Below are 15713 nucleotides of genomic sequence, written 5' to 3'. Positions count from 1 at the left end.
AAAAGCGAAGCGTTCGCCTTTATCCCCGGATTTCCCCTCGAGAAAAGGGAATGGAAAAAAATCTGGGGATAACAGCGATTGGAAGGTTATTCTGTCATCGTAGTGTCAGTGTAAATAAATTTTAGTTCAACTTATATAACATTTGAAATAATACATCGCTATTGATTTTTTAACCGCCAATCTCCACCAAAATCTTCGCATGGCTCTTGTCGCTCATTAACAGCTCAAGCCCTTCCTGAACGATGTCGTCCAGTTTAATTTTCTTGGTGATGACCTGTTTCACATCGAGCGACCCTTCAGCAATTAGTGAAATCACTTCAGGGAAAATGTGGCGATATGCCAGCGTTGCCGTTAGATTCGCTTCTTTGACCAGAAGATCGAAGAAGTTCACTTGAAGCGGATTTGGAATCGCTGCGATGACAACAACTTCTCCGCCTTTTTTGACAACCGCAATGGCGCTATCCATCGTTGGTTGTACACCTGCTGCTTCATAAGCCACATCAATACCGCCCGATTGTTGCAAGATCACCTCTGTTGCATTGACTTTGGCACTGTTCACCGGAATGGCTCCCAGTTTGGCTGCCAGGTCCAGACGTTCCTCAAATACATCGACTGCATAGATTTCAGAGGCTCCTGCTGCTTTGGCAGACAGAATGGTCAATAATCCAATTGGACCTGCTCCATATACGGCTACTTTGTTCCCCACTTTCAACTTGCTGTGACGAACCGCGTGAAAGGCTACTGCCGTAGGCTCTACGAGCGCACCTTCTTCGAAAGATACGTTATCCGGTATGGGATGAACCATGTATGCTTCAACAACAACATACTCCGCAAAACCACCATCACCATTCAGTCCAACGAATCCAAATTGAGTACACTGGTTGTAACGTCCCTGAATACAGTACTCACATTTTCCGCAATGGTACAACGGCTCTACCACAACTCGATCCCCTACACTGATACCGCTTACATTACTTCCCAATTCACTTACGGTTCCTGCAAATTCATGACCCAATGTCAACGGTGCTTTCTGTCCTGAGAGCGGATGATTCTCGCCTTCTTGAATTCCTACACCATGATGATAGGCATGCAAGTCACTGCCGCAGATCCCTGCATATTCCACTTTGATTTTGACTTGACCCGCTTGAGCAACCGGAACCTCCCGCTCTTCCACACGCACGTCTTTATGGCCGTACCATACTGCTGCTTTCATGAAGTTCATCCCCTTTGTATGATTGTCTATATATTATATCGCTGTTCATGTATTATTCATATTTATAGATACTAATGTTAACATTAGTTGTATTAATGCTAAACGGAGATGAAATCATGAATCTGGAACAGCTCGAATATGTCGTTGAAATTGCGAAAACGCAGTCATTCTCCGCCGCCTCGGAACATCTACATGTCACACAATCGGCGATCAGCCAATCGGTTCATCGTCTGGAGAAAGAATTGGGTATCATCCTATTCGAACGCTCGCGGCAGGGAACTCATCCCACTCCCGAAGGCAAACAATTCATTGCCAAGGCACTGGATATTTTACAGCGGATTGATGAATTGAAATCCCTGAACGCCGAAGCCTCCTCTCTTAGCGGAGAGCTTCATGTGGCTACTTTTCCAAGTGTCATGCCCTATCTTGTCCAGTCTGCTGCAGATATGAAGCGTGAGCACCCACAACTTAACATTTCCATTGAAGAGAAAGGGTCCATGGAAATTATCGAAGATATTCGCAATAACAAAACCCATCTGGGCTTTATCGCGATCTATGCGAAACAATTGCGGGAATTCGATGGACTTCACTTCAGTCCAATGTATTCGGGCAAGCTGGTAGTTGGTACTCATCACCTGTCTGAACTTGCCAAGCACAGCCGCGTTACACCGGATCAATTAAAAGAACACAAGCTGGCACTGTATCGAGATGGTTTCATCGAAGACTTCATCAAGGAATTCACCTATGATCATGGACCTCTGTCCATTCTGTTTAAAACGAATAATTCAGAAGCCATCAACATGGTGTTAAGAAACGATATTGCCGCCACGATTGGTCACGACTTTTCCTTTCACCAAAATCCCTTATGGAAAGAAGGTCTGGTGAAGATGGTAGAGATCGCTGGAATCGATCAACCGAAAATGCAGATTGGCTTCGTGCAGACGGAGTCCAAGGAGTCCGCCGTAGCCGCAGAACGATTTGCCCAACGCTTCAGACAGGCGATAGAGCTGGATCATTTAAAAGTTTAAATCTAAAAAAGTGCTCCACCCTTTGAAGGAAGTTTGGGATGAACACCAACTTCTCCAAGAGCGGAACACTTTTCTGACTATCTCTTGCGTTACTATTGCTACATCTAACTCAAACTATACTTTCACTTTACGTACGGCTTCACTCATCTCATTCGTCTGCTGCTCCAGCATGGTGGAGGTCTGTGCCACCCTGTTGAACATGGCCGACTGTTCACGCATCAATCGATAGATTTCATCCGAATGATCCGATACCCCGGCTGAGATCTGCGAGATCGTATTGACGGAGGCTGCAGCCTCTTCCGATCCTGCCGAGATTTCCTCTGCCGCAGCGGAGACTTCCTGAATGCGACGGGTCACCAGTTGGAACGCATCAACTACATGGGCGAAAGCTTGCTCCGCTTCTGCGGTAATCGTAACACCTTGTCCAATCTCGGTTGCAGTAACCCCCATCTGTGAGCCAATCTGCTGTGATTCTTGTTGAATACGAAGCAGCAAGTCGGAGATCCGTTCCATGGATGTGCTTGAGGCCTCAGCAAGCTTCCGAACTTCATCCGCCACAACCGCAAAACCTTTGCCGTGTTCTCCTGCATGTGCTGCCTCTATGGATGCATTAAGCGCAAGTAGCTTCGTCTGACTCGCAAAGTCACGAACCGTGTGCAGGGCACCACCAATTTCCTGGGAGTAGTTGTTCAGCACCTGAACCATCGCTACAACTTCACTTGAGACATTTGAGATGCTCTCCATCTGTGTTTTCATCAGTGTCATGCTCTGTTTACCGGACTCCGCCGTAGAAAGCGCACTTGATGCCGCATCCGATACAACCATCGAGGATTCGGATATATCCGTTATGCCTTTTGCGATCTCTTCCATCGCATGCGCGCTATCGCTTGCACCCTGCTTCTGCGTATGTGCACCCTGCCTAATCTGTTCGACAGATTGATCAACCGTCTTGCCCATCTCAAGCATCTCTTCGGTACTGCGATTAAATTCCTTCGTTGATTCCGATAAAATATCTGTGGTTACTGCTACGCCTTCAACCATGTCACTCACAATCTTATTCAAGTTACCGGACATATGTATCATCGCTTGATATGTTGTTCCAATCTCATCTTGGCTGCGCAAACGATACGACGTCAAAATTTGGTTCGCTTCTGCAAGCTCACCCTGTGCCATTTTTTCCACACTCGCCTTCAGCGGTTGAAGTGGCCGCAGTCCTCTTACGATAAACCACGTGACAACAGCAACGCCTATAAGTGTAATAAGTAGCAATAAGGCATAGAAGGGAATACTCGATTTCAATATATCTGACTCAATGCTTCCGATCACCGATACCGCCGTATCGATCCCAATTACACCTGTTACAGCACCGTTACTATCCAGCATGGGAGCGTAAGAGGAAATATAGTCGCCGTACTCCTCATTGTTAATAATCGAAGAACTGGCTGTTTGCCCCTGTAACAGCTTCTGCACAGCCTCCTGAGGGACATCCGTAACTTCATTAATCGGTGAGGCTTTATCTGCATCCTTCATACCATCCACCATAATAAGTGGCGTACCTTTGTCATCTATTTTGACGAAATACACATACATTGCACCAATGCTTACGCGAAAGTCATCCAGTTCATCACGAATCTTCAAGAATTCGTCATTCTCCTTGGGGTCCTTGGCAAACTCGGCATAAGATGCTGTATCCAGCTGATTCACATAACTCTGAGCAATCTGGATGTTGTAACTCGAAATGGCCTCCTGCGCAGCTAGTTTCATATTGGCCACCTGTAACAGCATGCTTCCAACGGCTATAATCGTAATGACCAGTGTGACTACTGCAACAATGCGCACAACCAAACGTTTTCTAAAAAAACCAATCATCCGCTCCTCTTCCTCTCCCGTGAACCCAAGCCTTTTTGACTAGGCGCTACCCAAAAAACGCATGCTTGAAGCACTATGTATGGGAAAATAGTAAACGAATATGTCGAATTAGGCAAGAAAATATTGGGTTTACATAAAAACGCTATCATGGCCGTGGTAGCTTTGTTCATTGGAACAAAAAAACTCCAATGCAAGCATTAGAGTATGTTCAAAGATTGATAATTATTTTTATTCTGTAACTTGAGTTACCATTCTAACTCTTCAATCAAGTTAAATATCATTTTTTTATCAAAATCATCCATTGATTTAAAAATAGCTATTTCATCTGTTTTTTTGTCCAATTTGATGAGTGTAGCTATGGCTAAATCTCCAACTTTATAATAACCTATTAACTTATCTGATGCTCCTCTTCTGGATGTAAGTTCCTCCAGCTTTTCATTTATAGCAGTTGACGCCAATTTTTCTTTGCCTATATAAGTCATTACATGATACAAAACTATTGGATTTGCTTCATTTAATAAAAGTTGCAACTCATCAATCGAACATTGTCCTTCTTCAATTTTCTTTATTAAATTCATATTTCTACCCTCCATTAAATTTTATTTCAAATGACTCGTAAGGGTCTGCCTTTCTCTTACATAATTTTCAAACAGAGCATTAGCAATATCATTTCGACCTAATTCATCAGCTATTTTTATTTCTCTCATGTATGCATTTAATTCCATTTTAACACGATTCATAGTCTGAAAATGATAACTCATTCCCGGAAAACCTTTGTTCATATCGTCTAGATAATGTGTGTATTCGTGTAAAAGTGCCCCTATTGAAGCATCCTCATTTATAATTAACTGCCCAGGTCCACCTCTTTTTGGAGAATACGCCATATCCTCGCCTCTATGAATTACTTCCACACCGTTTGATTCCAAGTGATCAATAATTTCTTTCCATTTCTCGGGATGAGATTCCCTTCCAGGGCCAAGAACTTCTTTTAATGGATCATCTATACCTTTTCTGAACATATCTTTACTATTATCTATGCGTGTCCCCGCCTCTTTTTCCTTCTCCAGATACTCGGAAAACTTAGAGGATTCTCTCGCCTTTTTACTCTCAGCAATGTTATCCAGAACTCGAAGGCGTTGATCTTGATGTCCATTAAAACTACCTGTTAACTGCCCTGTACCAGGCGGACGATTGAATGAATTAATCTTCGCGCCGCCTCCCGACGAAGTCAGAAGATTATGCGGCTTGATCATCGTGGAGGCATAACCCCCTCCAACCATTAGACCTCCCAACCCAATCATATTTGCCCAGTGTTCACTGGACCAGGCATTGGTCGGAAAGGTGGCTTCCCGTATCGTCCCATGGATACCAAATGTGAGCCAGTTGGCAGCATCATTCGGGGAGTTGAATGCTTTATCCGCCCTGTCTACATACCCCTGAACAAGACCACTTGGAATACCAAATGTCCAATAATCCAGAAAACCACCTACACTATCATAACGCTTTTGATATCGATCATCCGCAGATTGCATAAAGGCTTGTCCCAATTCGACTAAACTATCAGCAGACTTCTGAAAAGCATTACGGGTGTCGGTTGCTGGTGCCCTGCATTCATCTGGCGGTGGTGGTAAGCAACTTGCATCATAGGATTGTACAGCTTGCTGATCAGCAAGTCTGAATTTCTCCGCATGCCCTTCAAGCTCTCTGGCAATGGATAAAGATAGTGAGACAAAGTCATCCATCACCCGCTGCGCAACTATAAAATCAACATAAAACCTTTCCTTCGTACTACCATCCCACTGTCTTTCGATTTCAAATAAATGTTGTTTCAAGATGTTATTCATCTGAAAAACCTGATTCTGAGCTGTTGTAAATTGTTTCGAGACAGATATCAACTGTTCAGGAGTTACTTTTATCGTTGTCATGGGAGACCTCGTTCTAAATATATTTCGTTGTTATACGAACATTTGTTGTTTAGAATGCTATAAGATTCATATGTACAGATGGGCTTTTATTATAAAGTGAACACAGATCATTTCGTAGAGACTGCCGGTTTATTTATCTAGTTCGTATTACCCCTAATTTGTCCCAGTTATAACAAAAACAGATCTTCCCATTCCTAAATAAGATCGTTCCCTTAGTGCCTACAAAAAAACACCCCGGCACAAGCGCCGAGATGTCGTGTTGTTCTACATTTGTATACTACCCATTCATACTAAACTGTTTGTTTATTCGTCTTCCTGAATCGAATCAGGGACCATATAATCAGCAACGCAAGCACGGCAAGACAGATGCTAATGCTGAACCGATTACCTTCATCAAACACAAACATCACCGCAATCACACTAAGACATAGTACAACAACTCCGGTTATATAAGGGAATCCCCAAACTTTGAAGGTCGGTTGAACCGGATATCTCTTCCGTAGTTTCAGCTGTGATGAAGCAATACAGATCCACACAAGGATTACGACAAACCCCGGAACTGCGAGCAATACGCGGAACAGTTGATCCTGCGCGAACAGGCCTAGCAAGGAACCTCCGAGCAAAACTACTGAGCACACCAGAAGTGTGTTAACAGGGCTTCCGTTGCGATTCGTCTGTGACAATGCCTTTGGAGCTTCACCGCCTACTGCCATGGAGTGCATCATCCGGGATGCACCATAGATCCCTGAATTCGCAGCAGACAGAACCGCCGTCACCAAAATAAAGTTCATTATGTGTGCTGCTCCCGGCAGTCCCGTGGATGCAAGCACCTGTACAAACGGACTGCTCTCCGGCCCGATTTCATTCCAGGGGATGAGTCCACAGATGATGAGAATCGGCAAGGTGAAGAACAGAATAATTCTGAGCATGAAATTGCCCACAATCTTAGGCATAACCTTTTCTGCATTTTCCGTCTCGGTCAGGGTCAGACCAATCAGCTCCGATCCCCCATAAGAGAACATGACCACAAGCAGTGCCGAGAAGATCGAAGACCATCCGTTCGGGAAGAACCCGCCTGCTTGCGTATAATTTTGCAGATATGGCGTGTTGTCACTTGGGATAATGCCAAAGATCAATCCTGCACCCAGGAAGATAAAAATAATGATCATGGCAATTTTGATCCCGGCCAGCCAAAACTCAAATTCCCCGAACACACCTACACTTAACAGATTAACCAGTATAATGAACGCCGCACATGCCAGACTCAGCATCCACAGCGGTACTTCACTGAACCAATACTGCAAAAAACTTCCGGCGGCAATCACCTCAATGACACACACCGATAGCCATAGAAAGCAGTACATCCATCCCATAACAAAGGATACTCTGCTACCAAATGCCTCCTGCACGAAGTCTTTCATATTTTTGTTCTTGTACACCGTAGCCATCTCCGCCATCGCGGCCATAACAACCAGCAGCAATAATCCGGCAAAAATGTACGTGACAATAACGCCCGGACCCGCGAGTCCAATCGTCTCTGCACTGCCTTTAAAAATTCCCGTTCCAATGACACCACCCATAGCCATAAAACTGATGTGTCTTGGTTTAAGCTTCTTTTGTAGTGTTCCTTCTGTCTGAGCCAATTCAAGTCCTCCTGATGTAAAAAACGTCTGTAATGCTGTCATATTTCATAGACATAATGTCCAGTATACCCTATTGTCCATCAATCAGCCCAGAAGTTCCTTATGGCCAATTCATCCCAAACATATATGGACATAACCTATGTTTTATACCCCACAATGGCACGAAGCAATCTGTGTGCAATCCAGGTTAGCACCACAGCAATGATGGGACATAACACCAAGACAGCAAACAGCGGATTCATATGATCAAACCACCAGTATATCATGGACAACTCCCTCCTCTTCGTCACAAGACCACGTTGCTTTTAATGCTGTATTATTGAGTTTATTCTACTCGTTTTCCAACTCTTAAAATGTACGATATGTTGCAAAATAAAAAAACCAGCATCCTGTAAAAAAACAGAATACTGGTTTCTCATGTAAATCCATTTAAATTGTTCTCGTCATAAACGTGCTGTTCGGGTCCAATACATAATCCGCGAATGGTTCGCAATATTCAAATCCGAAGTCTTCGTACATCTTCCTTGCCGGGATAAATGAATCCATTGAACCCGTCTCCAGACTGATTCGCTTATAACCACGGTCTGTGGCAACCTCCATAATATGCGCCAAAATTTTTCTCGCTACGCCTTTTCTCAGATGAGCCGAAGCGGTACGCATCGACTTCAACTCTGCATGCTCTGGATCAAGTTCTTTGATAGCCCCGCAGCCGAGCAAGTCGTCCCCTTCCCAAGCACACCAGAAAGTAATTTCGGGCTCCTTGAGTCCGTCCAGATTCAACGCATGAATACTTTCTGGAGGCGAATCTGCTGCCATCCCTTGCAAGTGCTCCGCAATTAAAGCCTTAACTTGGACTCCACTCAAATCATCCACTTTGATCTCCATAACGTACCACTCCCGCCGACATTTTTATTGGTTTTATCACTGAATGTATATCAATCATTTTATCTTACTACCGTGTTAGGTTTTATGACAAGAGGTTACTTATATCCACTGAAATACGCTATTGTGATTCACCTATAATTTCCAGTATGATGAGGCTATCAGATGCCAAAGGGGCGAGGTCTATTGCGAAATATACATAGAGTTAAACGTGGAACTAAGGTGAAGCAAGCTTAACTTAATTTAAAGGAGAACCCTATGACACTCACTACGGATAACCTGTTTTATAGCAAACGATTAAAGATGACGCCACCACGCTCTGAAGACGTGCAGACCATGTTGCAATGGAACGAAGACCCGGAGTACCTTCGGAATGTGGATACTGACCTGGCCATTCCCTATTCGGAGAAACAGTTGGAGGATGAGGGCGAAACGAAGAACAAGGAAGTTTACTTCAGACTTCGCACGCATGAAGAGGATACGCTGATTGGTTTTGTCGTCATTCATGGCATTGAATGGAACAACCGCTGCGGACAGCTTGCCATTGGCATCGGACTTGCCAAACATCGCAACAAGGGATATGGCACGGAAGCGTTGAATCTTATTTTACGATATGCGTTCCATGAGATGAATCTGGACCGAGTTGGCCTTGATGTCATCGCCTACAATGCCAAAGCAATCCGTTCCTATGAAAAGGTTGGTTTTCAGTTGGAAGGTCGGGCACGCTCAGCTGTATATCGTGATGGTAAGCGTTATGACCGCTTGATGATGGGAATCCTAAGACCAGAATGGGAAACACACAATCAGATCCATACGGAGGGTGAACAAGTATGACCAAAAATGCAGAAGTTACTGCGTTTATTGAACAGATTCAAATCCCCTGGCAAGTAGAAGTCGCTGGACAACTGCGTCAGTTGGTGCATGATACCATCCCTGACGTGCAGGAACGCGTACAATACAAGAAACCTCATTTTTTGAAAAACGGAAAGTACGCTGCGGTCATCTCGCCTTCCAAACAAGCCATGTCTTTCACCATCTTCAATGCAACCGGACTCGATCTACCCGATGGGATATTTGAAGGCCCAGAAGAGCGCAAAACGATCAAACTCAAGGAAAAAGATACGCCGGACTATGAATGGTTGGCTGGTTTGTTAAAGCAGGCATCTGCGGAATTGTAGAGAGATGTAGTGAAGAGCACATACGCCGAAGTAGTAACTTAGGTAGTAATGTGTGAGTGGTAATGTGTGAGTGGTAATGTGCAGTTAGAGTATATGGGGTGAGTTTGGGTTTGGGTTTGGGTTTGGGTTTGGGTTTGGGTTTGGGTTTGGGTTTGGGTTTGGGCCAAGCGCTAACGAATCGGACACACCTTATGTCGCAGTTAAACTGGCATATGAAATTCTAACGAATCTCAGCAGTCTTATTACAGAAACCCCCTTCGATTTTCTTCGAAAAACCATGACAATTGGAGAAATAGAGTGGCTATGATTCGTTAGAATTCTATACTGCTGCAAATTCACCCAATAAGACGTGCTAGGTTCGTTAGACTGTGTGAGTACGACAAGCGGCCTCTGCACGTAGAAAAAACAACCCATTCTCACTCTGGCGGCTAAATAAATAGCATAAACGACTGGCTGTAGCAAAGATATCTCACATCCATCCTGCGCAGGGCAAAGGGGCATCCCATGAAGTTCCAAGAACTTCGGGATGCCCCTTTGTTATAGTCTGTCTACTACTGTCATTCCAACCTTAACAGCGGTGTAATCTTATAATAAGATGACTGCTTATACTTGCTTATAATGTTTTATACTAGCTTCCACCATCAAGATTGCTGGTACGATACGGCGGTCATCTGACACGGCTCACATATGAACATGTAATACATACCCTCACCATATTTCTCAACCTCGCCCCAGTCCAGTTGTGCGACAGCCTTCATTCTCGTGGAACAGCGTGGACATGTTGGGTACTCCGCATCTTGAACCCATCCCGGATGGCCGCCGACCTGAGATAACGATGGCTCCATCGCCCACTCACTGGCATGGAATGCATGACGCGATGCATTTGCAATCCGAAACTGCTGGCCAACATCCGGTGCAAGTTTACCATAGTCGTCCAGGTCAATCTCGTCCATTCCCGCAGGCATGACATTATGTGAACTCCATAACGGTTCTCCTGCTACGTCCAGCTCCATGTAAACCACACCGTAACTGCTGCATATCACGCAAGTCTGTATCTGAAGTTGCTGAGCATGCCAAGAAACGTCATTCAATGCTGGATGCTTAACATCCAGACTAATTAAGGTGGTTAACGCATTGCCACACCATGGACAGCAATTGGTGCTAGGGTTCAGCATCGATAGTGAACTTCCGGTTAACTCCACGTTAGGTCCTTCATTCTCTTTTACTTTATAGAGTGAATAACTTGGGGTGATGAATAATTCCCTGCGCTGCCCGTCTTTTGTAAGCTCCCAACCAGCTTCAGTGGTGTAATGCTCAGGTGCCACGTATAATTCGTTCGCCCAAGATGGAGGAGATTGTCTCCACTGCCGGAACTGCCGCACGACAACATCATCTCCGATATGGGCCAGCATGAGCAATATGTGGTTCCGATTCTCATCATCGCTGTTCACCTGCTGCAAGAGACGATCACGAACCTCACCCGAGGCACTTTTATACAAAATGGCAGGATAATAGATCTCTTGTTCCAGCACCTCAGGAATTTCGGCAGTCAACGATATATCATGGTAGCAGACCAGATATACCAGAATGTCTTTGCCCGTATCTTCATCACCTGTACAAATCCGTTGCATCGCGTAATCCTTCATCTGATCTTGTTGCTCTACAGACAAAGATAGATATACCTGTTCCTCGGGTTGTTCATAGGGAGTATAACGAATTAGTGGATCGCGAACCTGAGGTTTGTGCATGATTTTCAAAATTTCGACTGGGTCTGTGATACCTGCATACAAGTTCACGTCACGTCGATTCGCTTCAATGTATCTCTGACGCTCCTCGCGTTCCATCTCCTGCTTGCAAGGCATGCAATAACCACCCGTTTTCAACGCTGTTGCTGGTAAAATGGTATTTGCACACCCTTCCCGTATACACGGAATTCGTTCTGTCATATTCCAACCTCCTTCAACTATTGGCAATGGAAAACACGCCACAATGTGACGTGCTTGTCCCTTACTCCATATTTAAATGCCTGCGTGTCTCTAAAGGAAAATGCGAATCAGTGATGTCCCAATTGGTCCTTGGTGAATTCATAAAAGGCAAGCGCATCTTCACTGCTGGCAAAGCCTGCCTGAGCTATCTTTTCACTGCCGCCACCTTTGCCTTGATAGGCTCCAAGATTACCTTTGAAGAAAGGTCCACAAGCCCATTCAGGCGGCTGTCCGTTCTGTGCCAGAACCACTTTGGCCTCTGAGATACTGGCAAAGAGTACAAGCCCCTCATGGTCTGCCGTCAGCTTGGTGGCCAGGCTCTGCATATCCTTGAGCGATTTGTCTTCAAAGACCTGAGCAATCACTAGCCCTTGCCGAGCGGCCAGAAGTTCATCCGCATAGTAAGCATCATTCGTTGTTTTCACTGCATTCAGCTCGGTTTGCAGCTGTTTTTGCTCCAGCTCCATTTTCTCAATGCGCTCCAATAATTCGTCCTTGCTGGTCTTTAATTTAACCATGATGCTGTTGAGCACGTTTTGTGTAGCTGTGAATTCATTCAGGGCTCTTGTTCCACATTTGAAATAAATGCGGGTGCCGCCCTTCACTTTTTCGGTTTTCAACAGTTTGATGATCCCGATCTCACCTGTCGCCGACACATGCGTTCCTCCGCAGGCGTTATACTCCACACCCTCGATCTCAACGATGCGAATGTCTTCCGTTACCGTAGGTTGCTTCACCAGTGGTAACTGTGCAGCCTCTTCTGCAGTAACCCAAGACGTGTTGATCCGAGCGTTACGATAGATCTGCCGATTCACTTCTTGTTCAATGGCAGTCAATTGATTCGCTCCCAGTTCAGCCGCAGCCACATCAATCGTGTCATACTCCGTTCCAAGATGGAAGCTGAGCGTCATCGCTTCAGTCAGCTTCAGAGTGATTGCCGATAACAAATGCTGACCCGTATGCTGCTGCATATGATCGAATCTTCGCTCCCAGTCAATCTCACAATGTACTTCAGTCTCTTCAGGGACGCGTTCCAGCTTATGCCATACTTCACCATCTTCGCTGTTCACATCCAGAACAGCGATTCCGCCAATTTGCCCCAGATCACAAGGTTGTCCGCCCCCATGCGGGTAAAAAGCAGTCTCCGCCAGCGTGACATATACGCCGTCTTCCTTGTCCACTCTACCTGTAATCGTTGTATGCCACTCTCTGGTGTAAGCAGAGTCATAATAGATTTTTTTCGTCATTGAATTATCCCGATCCCTTCTCGTTCAAATGGGTTTTTACCGATCTGCACCTAACCTCCAGATTACACTATCTGGAACTGCGAATCCAATTTAAGGCACACAAGATCGCTCCTCCATATCAAAAAGACCGCTCTGTAAGCCAAGCTACAGAGCGGTCCCCTTACTTATATCCACGTTTAATGTAACGTTGGATATGGTTTGAGCTATGATTACACCGGAACGGAGATTGCAGACATATTACTTATTATAGACACAAGGGCGAAGCAGACAGAAAGGACCTGAAGAAGCGAAGCGTGCTCCTTTATCACCAGATTTCTAGCTTCAGGGGAAAAATCATTAAAATCCGGGGATAAGAGAGATCGAAAGGTTTTCTGTCTGTGTAGTTCCTGAGTGTCAAATCAAGTATGGTCTGCAATCAGAGTGGTCAAGTGTAATCCTAGGTGCATTCCATGTCTTTTTTTTACATTAAACCAAATTCCAGAACAGGGCGGTATTCGCCACCGTAACCATGGTGAACAATAATGTGTTCACAAATGCGGCGAGCCATACGTTATTCGTTTTTTCAAACAATTTGCGTGCATACACAGCAGCGATGATGAGACAAGGCACCAGTGCAAAGAGCAGAATGCCATTCAATGCCTGACCTGGATACAACGCCACACCTGTCATAAAGTCTTTGCCGTATTGCACCAGCAACCACAGCACCAACCCGCCAACATTCAGGACCATGGCCAGGAACATGCCCCCACGTTTGCCACGTGTATTAGCATTGAGAGCAACCGCGCTGACAAAGTAATATATCAGGAAGAACGGTGTATACCGCAATGCGGTAATGAAGTGTTCACTCTCGAACGTACGGACCGCAAACGTCCAGATCCGGAAATCTGTTCCGAAAATCGCCTGTACTACGAATAACAATGCGTACCCAATGACTACTGCGAGTACTGCGGTTACCAAGCTGGCAATTATCGTAACAGGGTTCAGGCTGATCCCATAATCGCTGAAGCGGGTTCCTGCATCCTTTTTGGAAAAATAGTGGAATGCAAAGGTCACCAGAATCATAATTAACGCCGACACCAGCGCCCAGTAGACAATCTGGTTCGTAGTCGGTTCATTGAAGTAAGAACTTGTAACCACAATCTTATCTGCATAGTTGAAGATGATCCACATCACCAGAGATACGATAGCCAGAATTACGCTGCCTACCGCAATATTTTTCATCCGGCGGCTTGATGTATAATCGTTCTTCTTGCTTCCAGCCATCACGAACCCAATAATGGCCCCAAGCACACTCACGGCGATTACAATAAGAGCGATGATGCGAAGCACATTCAATCCATTTGCCTCTTTATCCATTAAGGTTGGGAATAGAATCGCTGGAATCAGGGTGCTGAATGCGATAGCGAGCCAATAGATTATTTTTTGTTTTCCATTGACCGCTGCGGACACGGTTGCAATCTCACCTGTTGCCGCGTTACGCAAGAACGGAAGTCTGAGCAGCAACGTAATCAGCGGAACGATCATCAGGAAGAACCCAATCAGAGCGACAAAATTAAAGGCTTCCTTAGCCCACCAGATCTGATTGCCAGAATCCAGATTCACATTTGTCTGGTTCGGCGACGTTACACCATTGAAGGCATGGGCATAAAAGTCGATCAGATGCTCGGTTGTTGTACGCGAGAAATGGTTCCATGGGTGAGTCTGATTAGGCGTAAACAAAATATGCTCACCCGTTTGGGAAGGACGTACCACTTTTCCGTCTACGGTCAGATCGCCGGATGGTACTTTGGTAAATGTATCGGTCGTGCCTCTTGGCGCATCAGGTGCAAGGCCAAGGAAGGCTTTACCCGAAGCCGTTGCTGCAAAATCCTTGCGAGTCACCGTACCTTGTACTTCTTTCTCTGCGGCTGTTTTCTCTTCATCCGATTTGTTGAAGAAAAACTCGTCATATTTCCCCGCGACCATGCCCACCGTCCGACTGCCAAATGCAGCCTGAAGCTGATCCTGTGGCGCAACCGCCGCAGCGTAAGAGTAATCCGCACCTGCTGAGATGCCTGTGTAGATCATACGGTATCCTGTTTGAAGGGAACTCATCTCGTCCATGTACATTGACAACAGCGTTGAGAACCCACCCATGGAGTGACCGCTGACTGCCACGTAGGCATTGCCTTTCTCATCTTTCTTGGTGAAGTCCTGCTCATAAATATATTTGGCTGCATCAAACTGCGAGTATATCCAGAACGTTCCGAACAGATCCTTTACCGGAATATCTGCACTCCAGCGGGAATCCCCGTGGTCATACATGTCCAGTGCAAGCACAATATAGCCGCGTCGGGACATCTCAATAGCAGGTGCATCCTGCATTTCTTTCGTATTCAGATATCCATGTGTTGTAATAATGACCGGACGTTTATCATCCGCACCTGCCCCTTTAGGCATGTAGAGCAGACCCGATAGCGTGCCATGATCGGCTTGGAATTTGATCTCTTTGACCTTAACGGAATAAAAGGAAGAGTTGAACATTCCAGCAAACAAGCTGCCGAAAATGACCAAAATGAGTGATAAAACCAACAACCCCTGCGGTTTTTTTAAGAATGATGTGACTGTTCTCATAAAGGTCCCCTTAATAAATATAAAATACTAGATAAATGAATGAATAATAGTGCATTGTAGATACGTCCAAAGAGCTATTCAAATTAGATGTAAATGATAACATGTAAAAATTGACTTAGTATGGCCTAAA

13 protein-coding genes are annotated in these 15713 nt (G+C 45.2%); 3 read left to right on the top strand and 10 right to left on the bottom strand.

Annotated elements, in window-relative coordinates; translation table 11 throughout:
- Positions 1 to 169 precede the first annotated feature (169 nt).
- Complete coding sequence (locus NSQ20_RS04950; protein ID WP_076253459.1) at positions 170 to 1213, bottom strand: 2,3-butanediol dehydrogenase; 1044 nt, start codon at positions 1211 to 1213, stop codon at positions 170 to 172.
- A 116-nt stretch (positions 1214 to 1329) separates the two neighbouring features.
- Between NSQ20_RS04950 and NSQ20_RS04945 the strand changes: the two genes are divergently transcribed.
- Complete coding sequence (locus tag NSQ20_RS04945) at positions 1330 to 2241, top strand: LysR family transcriptional regulator (protein WP_340019325.1); 912 nt, start codon at positions 1330 to 1332, stop codon at positions 2239 to 2241.
- A gap of 114 nt (positions 2242 to 2355) precedes the next feature.
- Here the strand turns inward: NSQ20_RS04945 and NSQ20_RS04940 are convergent, their stop codons facing one another.
- The 6 genes from NSQ20_RS04940 to NSQ20_RS04915 all read right to left on the bottom strand — a co-directional run bounded on the left by NSQ20_RS04940 (position 2356) and on the right by NSQ20_RS04915 (position 8563).
- Complete coding sequence (locus NSQ20_RS04940) at positions 2356 to 4110, bottom strand: methyl-accepting chemotaxis protein (protein ID WP_340031986.1); 1755 nt, start codon at positions 4108 to 4110, stop codon at positions 2356 to 2358.
- A 245-nt stretch (positions 4111 to 4355) separates the two neighbouring features.
- Positions 4356 to 4688 carry a hypothetical protein gene (locus tag NSQ20_RS04935; RefSeq protein ID WP_051446963.1) on the bottom strand — a complete coding sequence of 111 codons (333 nt, stop codon included), beginning with the start codon at positions 4686 to 4688 and terminating at the stop codon, positions 4356 to 4358.
- A gap of 21 nt (positions 4689 to 4709) precedes the next feature.
- Positions 4710 to 6035 (bottom strand): WXG100 family type VII secretion target, encoded by a 1326-nt coding sequence (locus NSQ20_RS04930; RefSeq protein ID WP_340031985.1) that lies wholly within the window; start codon positions 6033 to 6035, stop codon positions 4710 to 4712.
- 290 nt (positions 6036 to 6325) lie between these two features.
- The gene (locus NSQ20_RS04925) at positions 6326 to 7720 is read right to left on the bottom strand and encodes an amino acid permease (protein WP_340031984.1); all 1395 of its coding nucleotides are present in this window, start codon (positions 7718 to 7720) and stop codon (positions 6326 to 6328) included.
- 95 nt (positions 7721 to 7815) lie between these two features.
- The gene (locus tag NSQ20_RS04920) at positions 7816 to 7944 is read right to left on the bottom strand and encodes a hypothetical protein (protein ID WP_340031983.1); all 129 of its coding nucleotides are present in this window, start codon (positions 7942 to 7944) and stop codon (positions 7816 to 7818) included.
- Between the two features lie 163 nt (positions 7945 to 8107).
- Entirely contained in the window at positions 8108 to 8563 is a 456-nt protein-coding gene (locus NSQ20_RS04915) for a GNAT family N-acetyltransferase (RefSeq protein WP_101314624.1), read from the bottom strand.
- A gap of 255 nt (positions 8564 to 8818) precedes the next feature.
- On the opposite strand from NSQ20_RS04915, the gene NSQ20_RS04910 reads away from it, so the two are divergent.
- Positions 8819 to 9394, top strand: a complete 576-nt coding sequence (locus NSQ20_RS04910) for a GNAT family protein (protein ID WP_174806482.1) — start codon at positions 8819 to 8821, stop codon at positions 9392 to 9394.
- Entirely contained in the window at positions 9391 to 9738 is a 348-nt protein-coding gene (locus tag NSQ20_RS04905) for a DUF1801 domain-containing protein (RefSeq protein WP_340031982.1), read from the top strand. Before NSQ20_RS04910 ends, NSQ20_RS04905 begins: the two co-directional genes overlap by 4 nt.
- 641 nt (positions 9739 to 10379) lie before the next feature.
- On the opposite strand, the gene NSQ20_RS04900 is transcribed toward NSQ20_RS04905, so the two are convergent.
- From NSQ20_RS04900 to NSQ20_RS04890, 3 genes are all read right to left on the bottom strand, one after another.
- A complete protein-coding gene (locus NSQ20_RS04900; protein ID WP_340031981.1) occupies positions 10380 to 11684 on the bottom strand; it encodes a DUF1963 domain-containing protein in 1305 nt (434 codons plus the stop codon).
- 107 nt (positions 11685 to 11791) lie between these two features.
- Positions 11792 to 12970 (bottom strand): alanyl-tRNA editing protein, encoded by a 1179-nt coding sequence (locus NSQ20_RS04895; RefSeq protein WP_036606182.1) that lies wholly within the window; start codon positions 12968 to 12970, stop codon positions 11792 to 11794.
- 465 nt (positions 12971 to 13435) lie between these two features.
- Entirely contained in the window at positions 13436 to 15583 is a 2148-nt protein-coding gene (locus NSQ20_RS04890; RefSeq protein ID WP_340031980.1) for a hypothetical protein, read from the bottom strand.
- Between the last annotated feature and the right edge of the window lie 130 nt (positions 15584 to 15713).

It is taken from the genome of Paenibacillus sp. FSL K6-1122, assembly GCF_037977015.1.
GTDB lineage: Bacteria > Bacillota > Bacilli > Paenibacillales > Paenibacillaceae > Paenibacillus > Paenibacillus amylolyticus.
This window is presented reverse-complemented; position numbering and strand designations above follow the sequence as displayed.